The following is a 21,758-nucleotide window of genomic DNA, read 5'->3' on the forward strand; positions in this document are numbered from 1 at the left end:
GGGATTGATTAGATGAACGAGTCTTTGGACAGCTCAAAATAGTCGGGATGCAAGGCGATAACCGGGCCCTGCTCCTCGGGCATCAGGTGCAAGTGCGTCTCTGCCAGATAGCTCGCCGTATCGGTGTCGCCTTCCTTAATGGCCTCCAAAATCCGACGGTGCTGACGACGAATCGGCTCCCAATCCAAATCCTGCGACACCATACGCAACCAGTTGTATCGCTCAAAATGCGTGTTGATGCTCTTCATCCAATCCCACAACATGTGACGGCCAGCAATCTCAAAACACGTCTCATGGAACAGGTTGTCCAGGTCAAAGAAACGACGCGTTTCGCTATGGTCGAGCGACTCGGACTCGGTAAGAATCTGCTCAAGCCGCTGCTTTTGCTCGGGCGAGGAAGCCGAACAGCATTTAATAAGCACGCTTCTCTCGAGCTTCTCACGCAAGAAACAGGCGTTCTCGGCACGCTCCATGCTGATTTTTGAGACATAGGTGCCGCTTTTGGGACGCGTTTCCACCAGCTCCTGCTCACGCAGGCGCACAAATGACTCGCGAATGGGCGTGCGCCCGATTCCCGTCTCCTTTTCCAGACCAATCGCCGAAAGACGCGTGCCGGGCCTGAGCTCGGCATAGATGATCTTGGAGCGTAATGCGTTGTATGCCTGATCTTGCAGGCTCTGATAATGCCGGTGCTGTTCCATAAAGCCCTCGGATAAACCCTCGGTTAGTCGAATACCACCATGCAATACTATCGCATCGACACGCCCCAGCTCCCAATCAGTCTTTTTGGGACGGGGCTCTTTTAGCTACCCTGGCCCGCAGATCGGCCCCCTTGCCACAAAAGTGGCCCATCTACTACGTTAACACGGACAGCCTCGGCCATACCGAAAACCGTGAAAACAAAACCGCAGGTAGGCAGCTTGTCGATTTTCGAAAAAGCCGGCTATGGTTGACCTCTGCGGCTTAAACGTAGTAGATAGGCCCTATTCGTGGCACAGCACCACTCCATCCCAAATTGGCACCCCGAGCCCTCGTGAGTTGCCAACAAGCTGTTCGACCAGCGCTTTATCCGCGCGGCATTTGGAAAATAGCACCACCGCAAAACCCGCGAGTAGCGCTTACTTTGCTATATCTCACTATACTTTGCTATATCTTGCTATACTTTGCTATATCTTGCTATATCTTGAGCAAAGGTGGCTCACATGCAAACAAACCCTTTTAAGCCCACAGCAGGTAAAACACCTCCCACGATTATCGGCCGCGAAGATGTGCTCGAAGAATTCAATGAGGGCCTCGTCAACGGGCCTGGTGCCCCGGGGCGCCTAATGCGCATAGCCGGCGTCCGTGGAACGGGCAAGACGGTCCTCCTTGACGAGTGCTCACGTTTGGCGCAAAGCCGTGGCTGGACGGTCATAAAAGAGGTCGCAACCGAGGGACTTTGCCAACGCATTCTCGAACAGCTGCAGCCCAAATTCCAGGCCAAACACGCCAGATTTGAGCCCACCGTAGCTGGCATATCCATCGGCAGCATAGACATTGAGCGAATCGGTCCATCGCTACGCGACGCCATGAGACAGACAATATCCAAGAATGGAAATGGCCTGCTCATCACTCTCGACGAGGTTCAAGACGCAGAGCTCGATGAGGTCCGAACGCTCTCCATTGCGATTCAGCAGGTTATCGGCGAAGACCTTGATATAGCCTTTGTTTTTGCTGGGCTGCCTTCGATGATTGAAAGCATCATCAACGGAAAGACACTTGCGTTTTTGCGCCGCGCCCTCCCCTTTGACCTGAAGGCTGTGGCAGTAACCGAAGTGTCGTACTCCCTCGAGGAAACCATTGAAGCGTCTGGCATGGAGTTGCAGCCAGGTATTGCCGGCCAACTTGCCGAGGCAACGCAGGGCTATCCTTTCATGATCCAACTCGTTGGATACTACGCATGGCAGTTGGCAAGACGCGCACATACAACGATTATTGGAGAAGAAGAAGCCGAGCGTGGCATTGCAACGGCACGCGAACGCTTCTGCGCCATGGTGATTGAGCCCGCGCTGCAGCGCATTCCGCCCACGTGCATCGCTTATCTGCTGAGCATGGCGTCTTTGGGGCAGACGAGCTCGACCAGCATGGTTGCCGATGCCCTAAACAAAACGCCTCAACAGGTGAGTTCCGTCCGCAGCCGCCTGTTAAGAGAATCGATTATCGAGGCTCCCTCGTACGGCAAGGTCTCATTTGCCATCCCCTACATGCGCGACTACCTCTACGAGCACAAAGCCGAACTGGAAGTTGAACTGTAGAAACGGCAACTGCCCTGCAAGACGAAAACCGTTTTCGTACGGATTAAAGCAGACGTAAACGATTTTCGTCTTGATTTGCGTACGGAATTAAGACGTAAATTGCGCTTTCGTACGCTTATTACCAGACGCAAATTGTTTTCGTCCGGCCATGCGTCCCCAATCTAGACGAAAAGAGCCCCGAGCTCGAATCGGGGCTCGATGTAAGTTCTAGGGTGTCAGAAGTTACATCAGCCGCTTACGACCGCTCTGTCTATCTCTCCGAGCGGGACGGGCGCCGATGCCCTGATCTCTGCCATGTCGAGGTGCGAGATCAAATCCTTGGCGCGCTCGCCGGAGTGGTATGCCTTGTTCGGCGCCACCTTCCTGTAGAGCTTCTTGAGCTTCGTCTTCCCCTTGTTGCCCGGCGGCATCTCCGTCTCAGGTGGCAGCCCTAGGAAGGACAGGACGCCGGGCAGGTCGCACAGCATCACGTCCTCGATGTCGGCCTTGGCCGCCAGGTCGACGACTCTCTGTGCTGTCGGCGAGATGTTCGGGGTGCTGCTACCGCCCGCTGGTTCGGAAGCTGGCGGGCAGTAGCGGGCAGTAGCGGGCAGTAGCGGCAGTAGCGGTGTGGCTCGATAGGCCCGAATATCCGTAAGGAAGGTGCTCGCTCTCATATGTGCTGATATGCCTCGCCTCGCGAACCTTGGGATGCTTCCTGAGGTAATCCCTCAATTCGAGCCACTCTTTATGCTCATAACGCTTCGAAATCGTTTCCCCGTCGACAGTTTCCTTCACATAATGGTATGTTCGAACGCCTTCGAACTTGCCGAACCCGTTCTCGACGCTGAAGTTTCTGAACCAGCGCGAAAACCCATTCAGGTCCATGAAGTTGACTTGGGGATGCCTGTCTTTCGTTCGTTCGAATGAGTGGACGAGCGGAGTGCCTTTGACTTGTTCCAGGCCGAAGGCTTCCATTTCGCGGGCCTGCTCCTTTTTCCAGAATTCGAGATACGACGTCAGCGTCTCGCTTATCGAGATCCTCCGCACGCTTTTCTTGCTTTTGGGCGAGCGAACGCTTCGATCGGCCGCGAACTGCTGCTCAATGAGGATGCTTCTGTTCTCGACGGAGACATCGGACCACGTCATCCCGAGGGCTTCTGCCCTTCTCATGTCGGTGTCGAGCATGAGCATCACGCATGTGATGTGCGCGTCCGGTTCTCGATTGAGTAGGATGTCGAGTAGGCGAGCGGCGTGATGGTTCCTTCGCGGTTGTCGTGGAACTTTTTTGCGTACGAGCCGACGGTGTCCCTCGATTTTTGGACGTAGGTGCCGCTGTTGAGTTCTGCCTTGTAGGCTTCGAGTGCGGCGTCGACCTCTCGGCTTTTGGTGGTATGTATGGTCTGCCACGGCGAATAGCGGTATTTGCCCGTGACCGGATCCTTGCCGAGGCTGTGACGGTAGCGCCACCTGTATTTGTCGCGGCGTTGCTTCGTTCCTTTGCCTATGACGAGAGGTCGGTCGTTCATCGTGTTCCTTGCCTGAAGTGCCTGAGAATCGCGCTCGGTTGCGCGGAATGGCGCAAAGGGCTGGGGCGGGTGGGCATTACCCTTGGTGGTGGGCCCTGCGTGGGGTCACACCCCAAGGGTAATGCTCCGCCTGACCGCTTTCAAGCTCGTTGTGGGTCGAATTTGGGTCGAAATGTCTGAATGAAACAACGTCGTAGCGACCTCATAACCCGAAGGTCGGTGGTTCAAATCCGCCCCCCGCGACCATGAAACTTCAGGTCGGAAGCATAAAAGCTCCCGACCTTTTTCTTTGTCTAGGGGTTTCGGCATCTCTCGTTCTTTGGGTACCTCGAGGCGGGCAATCAGATAGATGCTTACGAGTATCATAGGGTCTTTTTACGTCGCGGTCGTGTCTCGTACTGGTGCGCCGCTCTTTGTGGGACGTGTCACTTTGCCATAGGTTGTCCGGCGGCGGGGCGCAGGTCGTTCCCCGTGGCGTCGCTCCTTTCGACGCTACGCTGCCTGGCTACTCGTTCCACTGGTGCTTTTTCATGTCGACGCAGCCGTTGTCTCGGAAGGCGACTCCTTCCTCCGTCAGTAGTGCTCGCTGGTCGGGGAAGTTTGGCGCGAGGCGTCCCGCGTGGTTGACGACGCGGTGGCAGGGATAATCGCCGTAGCGATCCGCCTCGCTCAGCACCGCTCCGACCAGGCGAGAGTTTTTCTCCCTGCCGATGAGGCGCGCTATCTGACCGTACGAGGCGACGCATCCCGCCGGAATCTCTGCCACGACGGAGAGAATCTCATAAACCAAATCTTCGTCCAGGACTTTTCCCATCGTATCGCTCCCGTGTTCGCTTTTGCCTTCGGGGGCGCGGCGCCGATCACCCGTGCTGCGATTTTCGCAGCTCCCCTTACCGAAGCATCGAGGGAAAGCGCGTGCGTGTCAAGGTTGTCTGGTCCAGTTGCTGGCTCGATGCCTCGAGATGTTCGCCTCAAGTGCGACCTGCCCCTATTGGAAAAGGATGCCGAAGATGTATTTGGTGATGGCGGAGCGGCGGATGACCCCCACGAGTTTGCCCTCGTCATCAACCACAGGAAGCTTCTTGAACTTCTTCTTCGCCAGCAGCGCGGCGACGCGGGCGATGCTCTGCTCGGGACGGGCACACACTACCTGGCGCGTCGCGAAATCCATGACGCAGCGATCCTTCAGGGCTTCGATGCGCTGCTCAAGGCTCTGATCGTCGAAGTACAGCATGGACGCGTCGCCGCCCGTGAAGATGGTGTGAGCGCGATGCTGCGCGATGGCTCCCATGACATCGCCGTCGGAGATGAACCCGACCACCTGGTTGCGCTCATCGATTACGGGCATGCTGCTCACCTCGTTTTCGGCGAGCATGCGCACCACGTCGGAAATCGTGCAATCCTGCGTGCAGGTGAACGGCTCTTCAATCATGATGCTCGAAACGGGCGTCCCCTCGAGCTCGAGCGGGATGCGCTCGGACAGAATCTCGGACATCGCTTATGCCTCCTTCGTTTTCGGTGCGGTTTTCTTGGTGCGCACGCTGAATATGGCGCAGATAAGGGAAACGAGGCCGATTGCCGCGCACACCTTGTAAGCGACGCCCGCGCCCACGGCGGTGGCTACTTGGATGCTCGCATCGACGCCGGCCGACGCGGTGACGCTTGTCATGACCGTGATGATGAGCGCCGTGCACAAACCGCCGGCGACCTGGCGGCCGGTGTTCGCGATGGCGTTGCCGTGGGCGATCATGTCATTTTTCAAGGCATTGACACCCCATGTGTTCACCGGCATGTTCGCGAGCGACTGGCCGGCGGACTGCAGCATGCAGAACAGCGCAACCACCAAGATGGGCGTGTTTACCGTCGAAAGCGAGAGCAGGAACAGGGCGCCGGTCATGAGGGCCAGGCCGACGATCGAGATGGCACGCGGACCGAACTTGTCGAACACCACGCCGGAGATAGGGCTGATGATGATGCCCACCGCCGCGGCGGGAAGCATGGCCATGCCGGTTTCGAAGGCCGAAGCGCCAAGCGAGGTTTGCAGCAGCAACGGCAACAGCGTGTTGGTGACCAGGCATGCGGCGTTGATGAGCGTGACGATGATGGCGGCCACGCGGAACTCGCGCGTCTTGAGCGTGCCCAGTTGAAGCAGCGGGTCCTCGATTTTGCCCTGGCGTACGACGAACAGCACCAAGCACACGACACCCGCGACGATCGAGCCGAGCACCACGGGGTTGCCCCAACCCATCGACGAGGCGCTCGAGAACCCGTAGAGAAGTCCGCCGAAGGCGATGGTGGAGAGGACGACCGAGGGCAGGTCGAGCTTGGGGTTCTTCAGCTCGCCCACGTTTTTCAGCATGAACACGCCCAGCACCAGCACGAGAATTGCGAGGGGGACGATGGCGCCGATCATGGTGCGCCAGCCGTACGTGTCGATCACCGCACCGCCTACGACGGGGCCGACCGCGGGACCCGCCGACATGACGATGCCCGCCATGCCCATAGCCGTTCCTCGTTTCTCGACGGGGAACACCAGCATGGGAACCACCGAGACAAGCGGCATGAGCACGCCTGAGCCCGCCGCTTGCAACACGCGACCGATGATGAGGAACAGGAAATCAGGGGCTGCGGCGCACAGCAGCGTGCCCAGCGCGAACACCAGCGTCGCCCCGAAGAATAGCGCGCGGGTGCTGAACTTGTCGATAAGGAACGCCGAAACGGGGACCATGATGCCGCTCACCAGCGGGTATATGGACATGATCCACTGGGCAGTCGAGGCATCGATGGCGAAATCGGACATGATGACCGGCAGCGCAGGCGACATCACCGTTTGGTTCAGTAGCGCCAAGAAGGCACCCAGGACGACGACCGCGACGATGCGGATCTGGGTACCGGTAATGCGCCCATTGGCGGGCGCGACCGTACAATTATCAGACATAAGCTTCCTTCGTATCTATTCGATTCTTCGCCGAAGGCGCGCCGGCCCACGGGCGAAATAACATGCACGTGCTATGCGTGCATCAGATACGACAGGAAGAAAGCGGCTGCTCAGAGCGCACTTGGGGAACAACAGGAGAGGCCCCGTATACCAGGGGCCGCCGAATTGCGATGTATGCTTTGGTCAAATCCTTCATAGCGGGGAGGTATTCTAGCAGCCGTCTTCGCCCCTTTCAAGGGATGTAACCCAGACGTTGATTTTCTTTACCGAGGCGCCATCGTTGACGGGTGGCGTGCTTCTCTATCGCCACACCGCGGGGCAAGGGAACGCCGCGGCGAGCTTGTACATCGGCTATGTGTGCAGCTGCGAGCGTGTCGCCGGCGCGCGCTGGGCGCCAGTCCGATCCGGCCGACTCTTGCCGACGGTCGGTCGCCGTCCTCCTCCATCTCCGCCTGCTCTGTTTTTGCTCGGCTCCCTTGTCGTATCATGGACGGACGAGAATTGAGCGAAGGCGAGCTCGAAAGCGTGGCGCGCGCCGTCGGCGGGATCGACGCTGTGATCGATCCAAAGGCGAAAGATGCCGACACGGTTGCGCTCGTACAGTATCTTGCTGCCGACCAGAAGTTCGAAAAGGTGCTCGATAACCAGCAGATTCTTCGTGAGCCCATCGTTCGCAACGGCCGCCAGGCAACCGTTGGCTACGAGCCTGACGTGTGGAAGGGCTGGGAATAAAGCGGCTGGGAATAAAGTGAAGCGCCCACGCCCGTGGTTTTATCCACGGACGCGGGCGCTTGCGTAAGACGTCTCTTGTCGTTTGAGTGGAGCGCCCCGGCGGCGCTGAACAACGCGCCCCGGTGACGTGGCATATGAACTCGGGGCTCTTTGTGCCGCACATCTATGAGAGGAGAAATTCGATGCGTACGTGCGCTACTCCATGTAGCCACCCTGAATGGCGGAAACTGCATGCTCGGTAAAGAACTTGAGCGTGCCGGAGGTGTAACGATTAGCCTTGGGCTTCCAAGCGGCTCGGCGCTCGGCCAGGACGGCGTCGACCTCGGCCGGCTCCATCTCCTTGCCGGCGATGCCCACGATGGACAGCGAGCGCTCGGGGATGTTGATTCGGATCAGGTCGCCTTCCTCGATCAGGGCAATCGGGCCGCCCACGGCAGCCTCGGGCGAAACATGACCGATAGCCGGGCCCTTGGAGGCGCCGGAGAAGCGGCCGTCAGTGATCAGGGCAATGCTTGCGCCCAGCTCGGGGTCGCTGGCGATAGCCTCGGTGGTGTAGAACATCTCGGGCATGCCGGAGCCCTTGGGGCCCTCATAACGAATGATGACGGCATCGCCGGGCTTGATCTCGTGCGTCAGGACGGCGTGGATAGCGTCCTCCTCACAATCGAACGGGCGAGCCTTAAGCGTGGCCCGGAACATCTCGCGCGGAACAACCGTGTGTTTGACGACGGCACCCTCGGGGGCAAGGTTGCCGTGGAGGATGGCGATAGAGCCGTCGGTACCAAAAGCCTGGTCAAACGGGCGAATAATGTCTTCGCGCTTGAGGTTCCACTTCTCCAAGTAGCGGCCGCACTTCTCGTAGTAGCCGTTGTTCTTAAGGTCCTCGAGGTTTTCGCCGAGGGTCTTGCCGGTGACGGTCATAACGTCGAGGTGAAGCATCGACTTGATCTCCTCCATGATGCGCGGCACGCCACCCGCATAGTAGAAGAACTGCGCCGGCCACTCACCTGCGGGGCGAACGTTGAGCAGGTAGTGGGCGCCACGGTGCAGGCGATCGAAGTCGTCGGCGGACATCTCGATGCCAAACTCGCGGGCAATCGCGGGGATATGCAGCAGCGAGTTGGTGGAGCCCGAAATGGCACCGTGGACCATAATGAGGTTCTCGAAGGACTCCTTGGTCACGATGTCGCGCGGGCACAGGTTGTGTTCGGAGAGCCACACGGACTGACGGCCGGCCTCGCGCGCAAACTCACGCAGATCGGAGCTGGTTGCGGGCAGCAGGGCCGTGCCGGGGAGCATAAGGCCCAGGGCCTCGGCGGTAACCTGCATGGTCGACGCGGTGCCCATAAACGAGCAGGCACCGCAGCTGGGGCATGCGTTGTGCTTGGCAAACTCAAGCTCCTCGCGGGAGATCTCGCCGCGCTCGTAGCGGGCAGAAATCGCGCCGAGCTGTTCCAGGGTCAACAAATCGGGACCGGCATCCATGACACCGCCGGTAACGACGATGGAGGGGATGTTGATGCGGCCCATGGCCATGAGGTTCGCAGGCAGGCCCTTATCGCAGCTGGCGACAAAGACACCGGCGTCGAACGGGGTGGCCTTGGCATGGATCTCGATCATGTTGGCGATCATGTCGCGGCTGGGCAGCGAGTAGTTGATGCCGTCGTGGCCCTGTGCCTCGCCATCGCAGATATCGGTGCAGAAGTAACGGGCACCGTGACCGCCAGCCTCGGCAACGCCAGCACGAACCTCCTCGACCAGCTCAAACAGGCCAGCAGAACCCGGGTGCGAGTCGCCAAACGTCGACTCGATAATGACCTGTGGCTTGTCCAGATCCTCGATCGTCCAGCCGGAGCCCAGACGCAGCGGGTCCATCTCGGGGCTGATGGTGCGAAACTTGCCGGAACGCGGCTGCAGTTTGGCAACCAGGTCGGCGGCCTCCTGCTGAATCTGTGCTTTGGTCTTCTCGTCCATGATGTTCTCCTCTTTTGGTTTGAACGGTTGTACCAATCGTTGGTTAATGAATCAGGTGTAAATGGGTACCGAGCGATGCACTCGGCGGAAGATGCTTAGCTACGCGAACTAGGCGAAGAACGAAATCACCAGGGCGCAGGCAAGACCCGAAAGGCCGATGAGCGTCTCCATAACGGTCCAGGACTTGAGGGTTGTCTTCTCGTCAATCTCCAGGAACGAGGAGCACATCCAAAAACCGGCATCGTTGACGTGCGAGAGGGCCGTGGCACCGCCGCAGATAGCACGCATGGCGGCCGAGCACGCAACCAACGACCAGGTCGTCTGTATCAAAGAGCTCTGCGACGAATCCGAGCGCCTGGCCGAGGCCGGTGAGGATTACTCCGCCGCCGACACCGCGTTCCACAATGCCATTGCCGAGAGCTCCGGAAACCTCGTCGTTCCCCGCCTGATGGGCGTGTTCAAGGCATCCGTCCCCCTCTTTATCGACGTGACCGGCAAAAAGCTCGTCGAGGAAACTATCCGCATGCACCGCGATGTGGCCGACGCCATCGCCTCGCGCAATCCCACCGCCGCGCACGACGCGATGTATCTGCACCTGGTGTATAACCGCAACATGATTGCGGAGGGAGCAGAAGCAAAAGGCATTTAGGGCCCGACAATAATCTTTCTTTGGCAAAACGCAGGCGGCGGCTGCCCAACACACAGGGCAGCCGCCGCTTTTTGCAATCGATTGGTGCAAAGGGGTTGACTAGAGCTCGCAGGCAACCTTATAGCCATCGCCGATGGCATCGCGGATGTTGCCACACTTCTGGGCATCGCCCAGCACGTGGACAGCAATGCCAGCTGCAACCAGGTCGTCGGCCAGCTTGGTATTGGGACGATAGCCCATGGCAAGCACCAGCGTATCGGCATCGGCGATGGTGTGGACCTCTCCGTCCTTCTCGTAGCTGATGGCATCCTCGGTAATCTCGGTCACCTTGGCCTCGGTCAGCACGTGGACGCCCTTTGAGAGCATGCGCGTGATGAGCACCGCGCGACCGGCGCCGCCCTCGTTGGCGGCGAGCGTCTTGGTCATCTCGATGACGGTGACATCGCGATTGGCCGGCGAGAGGTCGTTGACCAGCGGGGCCAGGTAATCGGCCGTCTCGCAGCCGACGGTGCCGCCGCCCACAATAACGATCTTCTTGCCCGGGAAAGCCTTGCCGCCCAGCAGGTCGTCGGCCGTCATAACCTGCTTAAAGCCCTGCATGAAGGCCGGGGCGATGGGCTCGGCGCCATAAGCCAGGACAACCTCGTAACCCGCGTAGTCACGCTGAATGTCCTCGGCAGTAAGCTCGGTGCCAAATACGCACTTCACGCCGGCCTCGGCCAGGCGACGGTACTGATACTTGATCACGCGGGTGAGTTCCTGCTTTGCCGGCGGAACGGCCGCGATACGCATCTCGCCGCCCGGCTCATCCTGCTTATCCACGAGCACCACGTTGTGGCCGCGCTTGGCGGCAATGTAGGCTGCCTCCATGCCCGCAGGACCAGCACCCACAACCAGTACGTTCTTGGCCTCGGCGGCAGGCTCGTAACCGGCCTCGTCGCGCTCAACATCGGGGTTGACGGTGCAGGAGATGCGCTTGCCAAACATAATGCCGTTCAGGCAGCGCAGGCAGCCAATGCAGGGGCGGATGTCGTCGGCGTTGCCGGCAGCGGCCTTGTTGCAGAACTCGGCATCGCACAGATTGGCGCGGCCCATCATGCAGATGTCGGCGGCACCGTCCTCGATCAGTTCCTCGGCAATCCATGCCTCGTTAATGCGGCCGACCGTGGCGACGGGAATGTTGACGTGCTTTTTGATCTCGCGCGAGCAAGCGGCGTGCGAGGCCTGCTGCGTGCCGGCGGCGGGAATCGCGGAGCCGCGCTTGATGGTGGTACCGCCCGACACATGAATCATGTCGACGCCGGCCTTCTCCAGGCGACGCGAGACGTAGATCATGTCGTTGAGGGTCAGGCCGCCATCGGTGTACTCATCGCCCGAGATGCGGACGTCAATGATAAAGTCCTTGCCGCAGCGCTCGCGAATCTCGGCGATGACCTCGAGCAGGAAGCGCATGCGGGCGTCGAGCGAGCCACCGTACTCATCGGTACGCTTGTTGTAGAGCGGAGTCAAAAAGCCGCCGAGCATACCATGGGCGTGCGCCGCATGGACCTCGACGCCGTCGACGCCAGCCTTCTGCATACGCACGGCAGCGTCGCCAAACTGATGCGTGAGCTCGTGAATCTCGTCGACCGTGATGGGGCGCGGTGCCTCGCGGGCATAGGACGGGCCCACAAAGGACGGAGCGATCAAGCGCGGCGTGCCCGGAATGTTAAAGGCCATGTAGGCGGGGTGGAAGAGCTGCGGCATGATCTTGCAGCCATACTCGTGGACGGCCGCGGCGAGCTTTTCCCAGCCAGGGATAAACGTGTCGTCGTAGCAGCACATGTCACCCGGCAGATAGGTATAGGTGGGCTCGACCGTCACGACCTCGGTGATGATCAGGCCAACGCCGCCCTTGGCACGGGCACGGTAATGATCGACCAAGTCGTCGGTCACATATCCGTGATCGGCCAGGTTGGTAGATACCGGCGGCATAAAGACGCGGTTCTTAACCTCGGTCGTACCGACCTTGATCGGGCTAAAGAGCATCGGATAGGCGGAGGACTCCATACAGGCTTCCTTTCGTTTGAGCCGCTCGGCGGCAGTTGCTAACGTACTTATCGTATCAGCAACTGCCGCATCCGCAGTCAAACATACCCAAACGCCGGTCGGCTAATGAATACCGCGGCCCAAGTCTTCGGCAATTTTGTCTACGCCCTTAAGTGCGGCGCACGTCTTTTTGTTGGAGCAATGCCCCGTGCAAACGCCACCCTGAGCGCAGTCGGCGCAGGTGCCCTTGCGGTAGACGCGCACGCATACCGCGACAAACGCAACGCCGATAACAGCCAGTACAACAATATCGATAGGTGCCATAGCAAGCCTCCTCTAGTTAACCATCACTTACTTTACCCCATTCTCCACCTACCAAATAGGGACGGTTTATTTTGGTCGGTTTTATCTGCGGAAACGCCATATCTCCCCCACCAAAAAGCCCGAGTGTCGCTGGGACACCCGGGCTCGTGGAAAGGGGCTAATCCTTATTCGGACTTAAGCGGAAACTGCGGCGGAAGCAGTGTTGGTCTCGTCCTCGTCGGTCCATGCATGCTTGGGCATGGGACGGAAGATCTGGAAGAGCATCGCAACCAGCAGCACAATGGCCACAATCGTCCAGATACCAAACTGCCCAAGAACAAGCAGGTTGTAGAACTGGTTGATGAACAGGCCGATCACCCAGGCAAAGGCGCACTCGTAGCCGATGGCAATCGCGGTCCACTTGCCGGAGTCCATCTGGTTGCGGATGGTGCCCATGGCGGCAAAGCACGGAGCGCACAGCAGGTTGAAAGCGCCAAAGGCAACGCAAGCGCCCATGGTGGGGAACATGCCGGCAAACGCGGTCCACAGGCTCGGGTCGGTCTCGGCGGCGTCGGCAACGGACAGCAGCGAGCCGGCGGTGGCGACGACGTTCTCCTTAGCGACGAGACCCGAGACGGTCAGCGCGGTGGCCTGCCAGGTGCTAAAGCCGAGCGGGGCGAAGATCCAGGCGACCAGGTTGCCAAGCATGGCGAGCACGGAGTAGTCCATGAACTCCTCGGGGATGCCGTCCATCGCAGGCAGGAAGCCAAAGGAACCGTTGTAGCTACCAAAGTTGGAGAGGAACCAAACCACGACAGTAGACGCGAAGATGACCGTGCCGGCCTTCTTGATAAAGGCCCAGCAGCGCTCCCACACGTGCAGCGCCCAAGAGCGGATCGCCGGGAAGTGGTAGGCAGGAAGCTCCATAACGAACGGCGTCGGGCGACCGGCGAAGAGCTTGGTCTTCTTGAGCATCAGACCCGAACCGATGACGGCGAAAACGCCCAGGAAGTAGAAGAGCGGGCTGATCCACGCGGCGGTGGTGGAAGAATCGCCGATGATGGAACCCATGAGCAGGGCGATGATCGGCAGCTTAGCGCCACAGGGAATGAACGTGGTGGTCATGACCGTCATACGGCGGTCCTTCTCGTTCTCGATGGTCTTGGTGGCCATGACGCCGGGGACGCCGCAGCCCGAGGACACGAGCATGGGGATGAAGGACTTACCGGACAGGCCAAACCGGCGGAACACGCGGTCCATGATGAAGGCGACGCGGGCCATATAGCCGCAGTCCTCCAGGAAAGACAGCATCACGAACAGCAGGAACATCTGCGGGACGAAGCCGAAGATGGCGCCCAGACCACCAACGATACCGTCGCAGACCAGCGAATCGACCAGGCCGCCGTCCTCGGTGCCACCCGCCACAAGGGCGTCGTGCACCACGGTGGTGATACCCGGGACATAGGGGCCGTACTGCGCCGGGTCAACCGAGTCGGCGTTGTCGCCTGCGGCCTCGACGGCTGCATCGTAGGCGTCGCGACCCTGGCCGAGCACGTACCAACCGTCGGTACCGAAGAGCTGGTCGTTGGTGAAGTCGGTCACCGTGCCGCCCAGGGTGGAAACGGCGATGTAGTACACGCAGAACATGATGACCACAAAGATCGGCAGGCCCAGAATACGGTTGGTAACCACGCGATCGATCTTCTCGGAGGTGCTCATCTTGGCAGGAGCCTTGGTCATGCACTCGTCGATAATGTGCGCGATGACGCCATAGCGCTCACCGGTGATGATGGACTCGGCATCGTCGTCGCAGTCCTGCTCGCACCGGGCGACCAGCTCCTCCACGCGAGCAGCCTTCTCCTTAGTGAGGTTGATGAGTTTACAGGCGTCTGCATCACGCTCGAACAGCTTGACGGCGTAGTAGCGACGCTTGTTGGCGGGAATGCTCGCCGGAAGGTTGTTCTCGATGTGCGTCAGAACGTCCTCGATGGAGGAATCGAACTTGTGCTCCGGCACCTGACCCTTAGAAGCAGCGGACTTTTTGACCTGCTCGAAGAGCTCCTTGATGCCCTTGTTCTTAAGAGCCGAGATCATCATGACCGGACAACCAAGCTTCTTGGAGAGCTTGTCGGTGTCGATCTTGTCGCCATTCTTCTCGACCAGATCGGCCATGTTGAGGGCAACGACCACAGGCAGGCCGGTCTCGATGACCTGAAGCGCCAGGTATAGATTGCGCTCCAGGTTGGTGGCATCGACCACCTGAACGACGACATCGGGCTCGCCGCTCATGAGATAATCGCGCGAGCATTGCTCCTCGGGGCTGTAGGGGGAAAGCGAGTAGATGCCGGGGAGGTCCGTGATGGTAACGTTCTTGTCGCTTAGGAGCTTGGCCTCCTTTTTCTCAACCGTGACGCCGGGCCAGTTGCCAACGTAGCCGTTGGCGCCGGTGATCAGGTTGAAAAGCGTGGTCTTGCCGCAGTTGGGGTTACCCGCCAGCGCGACATGGATCTGAGAATCCGCCATTCAATCCTTCTTCCTTGTGTGCCTGCGCTGCTTTCTCCGCACAGGCTGGATAATGTGCTTCAAAGTTGCTGCATTAAGTTAGAAATACCTAACTTTATCTGCAGAAATATACGCCGCGAGCCCTTACTGGACCTCGACGACAGCCGCCTCCTCCTTGCGGATGGAAAGCTCGTAGCCGCGCACGTTGATCTCGACCGGATCACCGAGCGGTGCAACCTTCACGACCTTGAACGAAGTGCCCTTGATGAGCCCCAGGTCCATAAGGTGGCGGCGAAGCGCACCCTCACCGTGAAGCTTGACGATGGTAGAGCTCTCGCCCACCTTAACGTCACCCAACGTCTTCATCCTCTTGTCCCCCTTTCGGTTTTTATGAAATGCTGCGGACTAACCGACGGTCATGATGTGCATGGCAACCTTGGAATCGATGCCAAAGCGTGCGCCCAGCACCGTGACGATGATATTGGCGCCACTCGAGCTCACCACGTGGATTTCGTTGCCCTCGACAAAGCCGAGGTCTTTGAGGTGGTGTTTCATGTCCTCATTGCCCTTTACACGCGACACGCGCACGGTTTCGCCCGCTTTTACCATCGAAAGCGGCATGGCCGGCATCTGCGGTCCGCAAGACATGAGTGGCTCCTAACGTCAGTTCGTCCTCAACATCGACGCGTTAAAAGTTAGCCACGTCTATGTTCGCTATAGTAAACTAGCACGTGGTTAACTTTTTGGAAAGGGTCCTGTTCAGTTTTTCGAAAAAGTTTCCTATACGAAACAAAAGGGCGCGGCAAAGGACCATCCTTTACCACGCCCTATCATGCCTAGAGCGAGAGATTTCTGATCGATGTGACGCAGGAGGCCTCATCCACGCCCGAAACACGAAAGACGACGTTTTCGCCGCACTCACCATAGAGGGCCATGAGCCCCATGACATCGCGGCCATCCGTGTGGCGGTCGCCGATACTGACTGACACGTCACTACGGTGCTTGGCAATGATGTCATAGAGCAGCGCAACCGGGCGGGCATGTAATCCCAACGGATCTTTAATCGTCTTTGTAAACTCGACCATGTCCCCTCCCGCGGCATCGCACATTCGGCCGGCAAACCCAGCCACGTGGTAGTTATTGTAGCGTTAGATGCTTGTCGAGAGCCCCTCTGGATACCCCGTGGTCAAAAAGTGGCAAATATGAGTACTGTCACCAATTTAGTAGCAGCAAAATCGAGAGCAAATTGCCTACTTTGAGCGATTCGAAGAGGTTGAAAGCCGTCAAACGCCCTTTAAAGGGGGTTAGATAAATTGATTTTGAGTCCATTTTTGCTCAAAACCGGCCGATAGATATGGCACTTATTTTGCAACAGTACTCATATTTGGCATTTTTGTCCACAGGACCCAAAATCCATGCTCCAAAACACAAAAGGAGGGGCCTCGTAAGGCCCCTCCTTAGGAAGGGGAATCGATTTATTCCACAGCCGTAGATTAATCCCAGCTTCTACTCCATCATGTCAAGGACAGACGGACGCAGCTCGCTCTCGGCAGCCTCGGGATCGGTCTCGCGCAGGCGGTTGATGTAGCGGTTGTACCACATCACGGCAAGGCCCAGGAAGACAACCACACCGCCAACGTTGTAGACCAGCGTCAGCCACAGCGGCTGATCGAGCGGAATGGTGCCGCAGATAAGCACGAAGCAGAAGACCACAAGCAGGAATGCAGCAATGACCAGGCCAAAGGTGCGCGAACCCATGCGAAAGCCACGGGGAGCAGCGTCGAAGTTCTTGCGTAACATAAAGTAGGCAAGCAGGATCAGCAGCGGCGGGAGCAGAGCGGTGGCAGCCGTCATGTTGGTGACGATCATGAGCAGGTCGTCGAGATTACCGGAGCCCAGGGCCGGGATGATCAGGATGGGGACGACGATAGCGAACTGCAGCCAAGCGGCGCGGGCGGGAATGCCATGCTCGTTAAGCTCGACGATCTTGCTACCAAAGACGCCCTTGGGGATCTCGGTGAAGAACACCTTGATGGGAGCGGAGGTCCACATCATGAGGGAGCCCAGCGTGGCAGCGAGAAGGATCAGGCCGATGACGCGCGTGGACACTTCCATGGGAATGCCAAAGTGGGCAAAGACAGCGCCGAATACGTCGAAGATGCCGGTGGAGATGGCAACGCTGCCCTCGGGGATGAACAGGTTAACCAGCAGCGAAGCGCCTGCATACAGAAGGCCGATGGTCAGGCCGGCGATAACGACAGTGCGCACGAAGGCCTTGACGCCGCCCTTGAGGTCGTTGAGGAACACGCCGACAGACTCAGCGCCGCCAACGCCCTGGATGATCCAGGCAAGCGTACCGAAGAAGCCCCACGCAGTTGCGAAGTTGCTCATGTCGGGAGCCATGTTAGCGGGAGTAGGAGCCGTAGCGAACTCAACGCCGCCAAAGGCAGCAGCCAGGGACAGCAGGATGAACACGGCGGTCAGGCCGAGAGCCGCGGTCGAACCGAAGGAGGAAATGGAGCCGATCCACTTAGCGCCCTTGGTCGAAACCCACGTGGCGATAGCAAAGACGACGATCTCGATAATGGTGATCCACAGCTGCGAAAGCTCGGCGTTGGCACCAAAGAACACGTAGCTCGCGTAGATGATGACGTTGGGCAGGACGGACGCAAAGAAGAACAGGTTAACGAACCAGTAGCTAAATGCCGTCAGGAACGCCCAGCGACCACCCATCGAGGTCTTAACCCATGCGTACACGCCAGACTCGGAGTCCTTGTTGAGGCCGACGAACTCGGCGGTAACCAGGGTATAGGGGACAAAGTACAAAAGCGTGGCAAAGAAGAACGACGGCGCAGCTGCCAAGCCGATGGCCGCGTTGTTGTTGATGATGTTCTTGATACCGAACACGGCGGCGACCGTCATGCCCAGCAGAGCGAACGAACCGATCGTTCCTCGTTTTTCAGAGCTCATAAGCCCTCCCAATCATCTATTAAATGTCATCTAAAACCGTCCGGACTGCAAGCGCAATCGTGGACGGCGCACCTGCTAAGGGGAATGGGGAAAAGGGAGTCAACAAAGCCATCCCCCTTAACGGCGCGAAGCAAACGTCCAAACGGACGAATACTACTTGTTGGGGAAGGAATAACCTTCAACCGTCACGTGCAGTACCACGACGCGGGGATCCGCGGCATCGGCCACGACACGGTAGGCCTCGTCAATTTCGACGACGGCAACGCCGCCGGCGGGAATCGTCACAGTCTCCCCCGTACCCTCAAAGCGCTCGCGATCATCGATATCGCTGTAAGCGCGGGTGCAGGTTAGGCTTGCCTTGGGGGCAACCTCGACGGTCAGGTCACCGTCGAGCGGGGCGAGCACGGCATGATAGCGACGGTGACCGACCAGATCGGCGGTAGCCGCCTCGTGGGCGTTCACCCACCAGTACACCAACGAGTCGCCGATGGAGTAAGCCACGTCGTGCTGCAGGTCGGCAACACCATCGAGCGCCTGGCCGGTACGCATCCACTTCCTGACGGACTTCATCTGAGCGTCGAAATCGGCGCGCGAATTAAAGACATGCATGACTTATGCCTCCTTAATGGGTGCCAGCGCCTGAGCCAGATCGGCAGACGTCAGCGGTCGCAGGGACACCTCGAAACTGAAGCTCTCAAAACGGGTGCGATAGGAATCGAGCACCTCGGAACCCCAAGAGTTCGAGCCAAGGCCGAGCAGCTGGTCGTTGATGTTGACCGTGACCGTGTCACCCTTGACAAGGTCGTAGACGTGCTTGGCGTTATCGATGGCCTCGCAGCTATAGGGCCATGCCGAGAACGAGAACGGGTTGGAAGCGGCGTCGGTCGGACGAGTCACCAACACGCCGTCACCGTGGCTGGAGCGCAGGGCGACCCAACGGGTGCCCTCGCGGTTAGCGCAATCCTGGGGCATGACATACGGCGTGAACATGTCGTCGACCGTAGTGCGGTAATGGCCGACCGGGTTGGCGCACAGCGAGTCCGGATAGTTCTCGCCCGGGCCGTGGCCATACCACTCGACGGCACGATCGCAACCGGGGACCTCGAAGGAGATGCCGATGCGCGGGATAATGTCCGAATAGTCGCCGTAAGGCTCGCCGGAAACCTTGAGGTCGACGCGACCGCTCGGAAGCACGGTGTAGACAAGCTCGACGCGCATGCCGAACGCACGGACGGGAGGAGCAATGCGCTGGCTCACGGTAACGACGACCGCATTGCCGTCCTGCTTCCAAGAAACCTTGCGGGTGGACGTCTGCATTACATCGATGAAGTTGTCCTTCCACAGGGAGTCGTACTCCTGGGCGTGGTTGTCGACGAGCGGATGCCAAAAACCAACCTGGGGACCGGAGGCCATGACGTCGCGGCCGGATGCCTTCCACTCGCTCACGGTGCCGCTTACCTTGCTGAAGGTCAGCTCGCCATTGAGGGAGTGAATGCGAATCTCCTGCTCGGTCTCCTCGACCGTAAGCTCAGGACGAGCGGGGGCGGCGATGGCCGGCGCCGGATGGTTTGCGATGGCAAACTGGCTTGCGCCCAGTTGGAACATCGGCTTGCACCAGACGTGAGCGGCCATGGTGTAGGCGCGCACGGTCAGCAGGGTCTCGCCTACCGCGGCCTCGTGAATCACTAGCGGAAGCTGGACGGACTCACCGGGGGCAACCGCACCGGGCACGAGCGTCTTGCGGCACACTACGTCGCCGTCCACCAGGGTCTCCGCCGACAGACAGACATCCTCGAGGGTGGTGAACCACCGCTTGTTGGTGACAGTCAGCTCGCCCGCCTCGGCATCGTAGGCCATGCGAACCGGGCAGATGACCTGGCCATACTCAGTGAGGCCCGGGCTCGGCTGCTGCCAAGGGAACACCATACCATCGATGCAGAAGTTGCTGTTGTTGGGGTAATCGCCGTTGTCGCCACCATACATATCGTAGGCAACGCCGTCCTCGGTCACAGCAGCCAGACCGTGGTCGCACCATTCCCAAATAAACTGGCCCTGGATGCAATCCCAGCGATCAAAGACCTCCTGGTACTCGGACAGGCCCCCGGGACCGTTGCCCATGGAGTGACCGTACTCGCAGTTGATGCGCGGCTTGGGGAACGGATGCTCGCCAAAGTCGTTCATCTGCGAAACACGGGAGTACATCGTGGAAATGACATCAACGGTATCGGCGTTGCGGTCCTCCTCGTAATGGACCGGACGACCATCGAGCTCGTGAGCCTTGGCATACATTGCACGGATGTTGCAGCCATAGCCGCTCTCGTTGCCCATCGACCACATAATGATGCAGGCGTGGTTGCGCTCCTGCATCACCAGGCGCTCAATACGGTCGACGTAGGCCGGCTCCCATGCCGGGTCGTCGGTGACCAGGGCGATATTGCCGATATTCTCGAAGCCGTGGCTCTCCATATCGGTCTCGGCGACCAGCATGATGCCATACTCATCGCACAGCTCGTAGAAGCGCGGGTCGTTGGCGTAGTGGGACGTGCGCACCGCGTTGATGTTGTGCTGCTTCATGAGCTCCAGGTCGCGGCGCATGCGATCGAGGCCCACGGCGCGGCCCTTGTGATCGTCGTGATCGTGGCGGTTGACGCCATGCATCTTAAAGTAAGTGCCGTTGAGGTAGATATGATTGCCCTCGACCGTCACCTCGGCAAGACCCTGGCGATGCGGAACGTACTCGCTGACCTCGTCACCGTCGTAGACCTCAAGCGTAAGGTCATAGAGGAAGGGGTCCTCGGGGTTCCAGAAGTGGGCATCGGTCACGTTGCATTCGGCATGGCCGTCGACGCACTCACCCGTAGCCACCACGTTCTCGCCATCGCTGAGCGTAAACACGATGCGGGAAGCGCCCTCGGCCACCGTATCGAGCGTGATCAGAGCGGTATCGCCCTCGCGGTGCGTGCGGAACCTAAAGTCTACCAGATGCGCGGCGGGACGCTGCATAAGGTACACGTCGCGGAAGATGCCCGAGGCCCACCACATATCCTGGTCCTCGATGTAGCTGCCATCGCTGTACTGCAAGACCTTAACCGCAAAAAGGTTGTCGCCCTCGACAAGTGCGTCGGTCACGTCGAACTCGGCGGACAGGCGCGAGCCCTTGGTCATGCCGATAAACTGACCGTTGACGTACAGCTCGCCATAGCTCTCGATGCCGTCGAAGCGAATGATCTCGCGAGCGCCGGCAGGAACAGCGGGAAGGTTGACGATGCGCTGGTAGACGCCCGTGGGGTCATCGGAGGGAACAAACGGCTGATCCACCGGGAACGGGAAGCCCTCGTCGGTATAGGCAAGGTTGCCGTAGCCATCTACCTGCCACAGGTGCGGAACTTCCACGTGATCCCACTCGGGCTCGTACGTGGAGAGCTCCTCGTTGGAAACGGCAGCAGGTCCCTCAAAGAGGCGGAACTGCCACGAGCCGGACAGCTGGACAAACCCGCGCGACAGCTCGCGGCTGTACGTAGCGGCGAGATCGGCGGTCTCGTAACCCATAAAGTACGCATGGGGTGCCAGGCGGTTCCTGTGGGTGAGCGCTTGGTTTTCCCAATCGTTAATGGCGTCCATGGTGATGCTCCTTCGTCATCGTAGTGATTCTTGTGCAACCGGTTGTCCTTATCTTACGGGCGATGCAAAAAACTGTGCAACCGGTTGTCCGCTGAACGGTCGATTTCGCCGGATTAACGGTGCAACCGGTTGTACAACCACGACACTTATGTCACTCTGAGTATCGAAACTCAGCGCAAAACAGCATTCCCAGGCAGCGGACAACGGCCGCGCCCATCTATGCCCCACCCTTGCAAGCC

21 protein-coding genes are annotated in these 21,758 nt (G+C 59.2%); 3 read left to right on the plus strand and 18 right to left on the minus strand.

Annotation, left to right across the window (positions count from 1 at the left end):
* Positions 1-8: 8 nt before the first annotated feature.
* Positions 9-701 carry a GntR family transcriptional regulator gene (locus AAAX32_RS02615; RefSeq protein WP_349099909.1) on the minus strand — a complete coding sequence of 231 codons (693 nt, stop codon included), beginning with the start codon at positions 699-701 and terminating at the stop codon, positions 9-11.
* A 501-nt stretch (positions 702-1,202) separates the two neighbouring features.
* Here AAAX32_RS02615 and AAAX32_RS02620 point away from each other — a divergent pair.
* On the plus strand, positions 1,203-2,294 hold the full coding sequence (locus AAAX32_RS02620) for an ATP-binding protein (RefSeq protein ID WP_349099910.1): 1,092 nt from the start codon (positions 1,203-1,205) through the stop codon (positions 2,292-2,294).
* A 227-nt stretch (positions 2,295-2,521) separates the two neighbouring features.
* On the opposite strand, the gene AAAX32_RS02625 is transcribed toward AAAX32_RS02620, so the two are convergent.
* From AAAX32_RS02625 to AAAX32_RS02650, 6 genes are all read right to left on the minus strand, one after another.
* A complete protein-coding gene (locus tag AAAX32_RS02625; RefSeq protein ID WP_052044012.1) occupies positions 2,522-2,761 on the minus strand; it encodes a hypothetical protein in 240 nt (79 codons plus the stop codon).
* A gap of 73 nt (positions 2,762-2,834) precedes the next feature.
* The gene (locus AAAX32_RS02630) at positions 2,835-3,461 is read right to left on the minus strand and encodes a tyrosine-type recombinase/integrase (RefSeq protein ID WP_329932505.1); all 627 of its coding nucleotides are present in this window, start codon (positions 3,459-3,461) and stop codon (positions 2,835-2,837) included.
* A gap of 5 nt (positions 3,462-3,466) precedes the next feature.
* The gene (locus tag AAAX32_RS02635) at positions 3,467-3,802 is read right to left on the minus strand and encodes a hypothetical protein (RefSeq protein WP_349099911.1); all 336 of its coding nucleotides are present in this window, start codon (positions 3,800-3,802) and stop codon (positions 3,467-3,469) included.
* Between the two features lie 505 nt (positions 3,803-4,307).
* Positions 4,308-4,616: an MGMT family protein gene (locus AAAX32_RS02640; protein WP_006234744.1), complete on the minus strand. Its 309-nt coding sequence runs from the start codon at positions 4,614-4,616 to the stop codon at positions 4,308-4,310.
* Positions 4,617-4,790: 174 nt separating this feature from the next.
* Positions 4,791-5,297, minus strand: a complete 507-nt coding sequence (locus tag AAAX32_RS02645) for a CBS domain-containing protein (protein ID WP_349099912.1) — start codon at positions 5,295-5,297, stop codon at positions 4,791-4,793.
* A gap of 3 nt (positions 5,298-5,300) precedes the next feature.
* Entirely contained in the window at positions 5,301-6,740 is a 1,440-nt protein-coding gene (locus AAAX32_RS02650; RefSeq protein ID WP_035136865.1) for an MDR family MFS transporter, read from the minus strand.
* Positions 6,741-7,241: 501 nt separating this feature from the next.
* Between AAAX32_RS02650 and AAAX32_RS02655 the strand changes: the two genes are divergently transcribed.
* Positions 7,242-7,472: an ArsC/Spx/MgsR family protein gene (locus tag AAAX32_RS02655; protein ID WP_230320329.1), complete on the plus strand. Its 231-nt coding sequence runs from the start codon at positions 7,242-7,244 to the stop codon at positions 7,470-7,472.
* A gap of 195 nt (positions 7,473-7,667) precedes the next feature.
* Here AAAX32_RS02655 and ilvD read toward each other — a convergent pair whose 3' ends face one another.
* Positions 7,668-9,446, minus strand: coding sequence for a dihydroxy-acid dehydratase (ilvD, locus tag AAAX32_RS02660; protein ID WP_349099913.1), 1,779 nt, complete (start codon positions 9,444-9,446; stop codon positions 7,668-7,670).
* 108 nt (positions 9,447-9,554) lie between these two features.
* Positions 9,555-9,734, minus strand: a complete 180-nt coding sequence (locus tag AAAX32_RS02665) for a hypothetical protein (RefSeq protein ID WP_205217223.1) — start codon at positions 9,732-9,734, stop codon at positions 9,555-9,557.
* Here AAAX32_RS02665 and AAAX32_RS02670 point away from each other — a divergent pair.
* Entirely contained in the window at positions 9,733-10,095 is a 363-nt protein-coding gene (locus AAAX32_RS02670; RefSeq protein WP_349099914.1) for an FCD domain-containing protein, read from the plus strand. The genes AAAX32_RS02665 and AAAX32_RS02670 overlap by 2 nt on opposite strands.
* A 99-nt stretch (positions 10,096-10,194) precedes the next feature.
* Here the strand turns inward: AAAX32_RS02670 and AAAX32_RS02675 are convergent, their stop codons facing one another.
* The 9 genes from AAAX32_RS02675 to AAAX32_RS02715 form a co-directional block, all read right to left on the minus strand.
* Positions 10,195-12,144: an NAD(P)/FAD-dependent oxidoreductase gene (locus tag AAAX32_RS02675; protein WP_349099915.1), complete on the minus strand. Its 1,950-nt coding sequence runs from the start codon at positions 12,142-12,144 to the stop codon at positions 10,195-10,197.
* 102 nt (positions 12,145-12,246) lie between these two features.
* Complete coding sequence (locus tag AAAX32_RS02680) at positions 12,247-12,447, minus strand: hypothetical protein (RefSeq protein WP_349099916.1); 201 nt, start codon at positions 12,445-12,447, stop codon at positions 12,247-12,249.
* A 174-nt stretch (positions 12,448-12,621) separates the two neighbouring features.
* Entirely contained in the window at positions 12,622-14,949 is a 2,328-nt protein-coding gene (locus AAAX32_RS02685) for a ferrous iron transporter B (RefSeq protein WP_349099917.1), read from the minus strand.
* Between the two features lie 123 nt (positions 14,950-15,072).
* On the minus strand, positions 15,073-15,294 hold the full coding sequence (locus AAAX32_RS02690; RefSeq protein WP_006234774.1) for a FeoA family protein: 222 nt from the start codon (positions 15,292-15,294) through the stop codon (positions 15,073-15,075).
* Between the two features lie 39 nt (positions 15,295-15,333).
* Positions 15,334-15,576 carry a FeoA family protein gene (locus AAAX32_RS02695; protein WP_022094360.1) on the minus strand — a complete coding sequence of 81 codons (243 nt, stop codon included), beginning with the start codon at positions 15,574-15,576 and terminating at the stop codon, positions 15,334-15,336.
* 188 nt (positions 15,577-15,764) lie between these two features.
* Complete coding sequence (locus tag AAAX32_RS02700) at positions 15,765-16,013, minus strand: HPr family phosphocarrier protein (RefSeq protein WP_195362300.1); 249 nt, start codon at positions 16,011-16,013, stop codon at positions 15,765-15,767.
* 421 nt (positions 16,014-16,434) lie between these two features.
* Entirely contained in the window at positions 16,435-17,898 is a 1,464-nt protein-coding gene (locus AAAX32_RS02705; RefSeq protein WP_349099918.1) for an amino acid permease, read from the minus strand.
* Positions 17,899-18,051: 153 nt separating this feature from the next.
* Positions 18,052-18,507, minus strand: coding sequence for a hypothetical protein (locus AAAX32_RS02710; RefSeq protein ID WP_117770449.1), 456 nt, complete (start codon positions 18,505-18,507; stop codon positions 18,052-18,054).
* A 3-nt stretch (positions 18,508-18,510) separates the two neighbouring features.
* Complete coding sequence (locus AAAX32_RS02715; protein ID WP_349099919.1) at positions 18,511-21,519, minus strand: glycoside hydrolase family 2 TIM barrel-domain containing protein; 3,009 nt, start codon at positions 21,517-21,519, stop codon at positions 18,511-18,513.
* Between the last annotated feature and the right edge of the window lie 239 nt (positions 21,520-21,758).

It is taken from the genome of Collinsella sp. CLA-ER-H3 (assembly GCF_040092425.1).
Classification (GTDB): domain Bacteria; phylum Actinomycetota; class Coriobacteriia; order Coriobacteriales; family Coriobacteriaceae; genus Collinsella.

What these genes read in the sequence shown, in the direction of transcription:
- AAAX32_RS02680 (WP_349099916.1), bottom strand. Translation starts at nt 12,447, where the DNA reads ATGGCACCTATCGATATTGTTGTACTGGCTGTTATCGGCGTTGCGTTT.
- AAAX32_RS02670 (WP_349099914.1), top strand. Translation starts at nt 9,733, where the DNA reads ATGGCGGCCGAGCACGCAACCAACGACCAGGTCGTCTGTATCAAAGAG.
- AAAX32_RS02615 (WP_349099909.1), bottom strand. Translation starts at nt 701, where the DNA reads ATGGAACAGCACCGGCATTATCAGAGCCTGCAAGATCAGGCATACAAC.
- AAAX32_RS02665 (WP_205217223.1), bottom strand. Translation starts at nt 9,734, where the DNA reads ATGCGTGCTATCTGCGGCGGTGCCACGGCCCTCTCGCACGTCAACGAT.
- ilvD (WP_349099913.1), bottom strand. Translation starts at nt 9,446, where the DNA reads ATGGACGAGAAGACCAAAGCACAGATTCAGCAGGAGGCCGCCGACCTG.
- AAAX32_RS02620 (WP_349099910.1), top strand. Translation starts at nt 1,203, where the DNA reads ATGCAAACAAACCCTTTTAAGCCCACAGCAGGTAAAACACCTCCCACG.
- AAAX32_RS02690 (WP_006234774.1), bottom strand. Translation starts at nt 15,294, where the DNA reads ATGAAGACGTTGGGTGACGTTAAGGTGGGCGAGAGCTCTACCATCGTC.
- AAAX32_RS02625 (WP_052044012.1), bottom strand. Translation starts at nt 2,761, where the DNA reads ATGCTGTGCGACCTGCCCGGCGTCCTGTCCTTCCTAGGGCTGCCACCT.
- AAAX32_RS02645 (WP_349099912.1), bottom strand. Translation starts at nt 5,297, where the DNA reads ATGTCCGAGATTCTGTCCGAGCGCATCCCGCTCGAGCTCGAGGGGACG.
- AAAX32_RS02710 (WP_117770449.1), bottom strand. Translation starts at nt 18,507, where the DNA reads ATGCATGTCTTTAATTCGCGCGCCGATTTCGACGCTCAGATGAAGTCC.
- AAAX32_RS02715 (WP_349099919.1), bottom strand. Translation starts at nt 21,519, where the DNA reads ATGGACGCCATTAACGATTGGGAAAACCAAGCGCTCACCCACAGGAAC.
- AAAX32_RS02640 (WP_006234744.1), bottom strand. Translation starts at nt 4,616, where the DNA reads ATGGGAAAAGTCCTGGACGAAGATTTGGTTTATGAGATTCTCTCCGTC.
- AAAX32_RS02685 (WP_349099917.1), bottom strand. Translation starts at nt 14,949, where the DNA reads ATGGCGGATTCTCAGATCCATGTCGCGCTGGCGGGTAACCCCAACTGC.
- AAAX32_RS02695 (WP_022094360.1), bottom strand. Translation starts at nt 15,576, where the DNA reads ATGTCTTGCGGACCGCAGATGCCGGCCATGCCGCTTTCGATGGTAAAA.
- AAAX32_RS02705 (WP_349099918.1), bottom strand. Translation starts at nt 17,898, where the DNA reads ATGAGCTCTGAAAAACGAGGAACGATCGGTTCGTTCGCTCTGCTGGGC.
- AAAX32_RS02630 (WP_329932505.1), bottom strand. Translation starts at nt 3,461, where the DNA reads ATGCTCGACACCGACATGAGAAGGGCAGAAGCCCTCGGGATGACGTGG.
- AAAX32_RS02650 (WP_035136865.1), bottom strand. Translation starts at nt 6,740, where the DNA reads ATGTCTGATAATTGTACGGTCGCGCCCGCCAATGGGCGCATTACCGGT.
- AAAX32_RS02675 (WP_349099915.1), bottom strand. Translation starts at nt 12,144, where the DNA reads ATGGAGTCCTCCGCCTATCCGATGCTCTTTAGCCCGATCAAGGTCGGT.
- AAAX32_RS02700 (WP_195362300.1), bottom strand. Translation starts at nt 16,013, where the DNA reads ATGGTCGAGTTTACAAAGACGATTAAAGATCCGTTGGGATTACATGCC.
- AAAX32_RS02635 (WP_349099911.1), bottom strand. Translation starts at nt 3,802, where the DNA reads ATGAACGACCGACCTCTCGTCATAGGCAAAGGAACGAAGCAACGCCGC.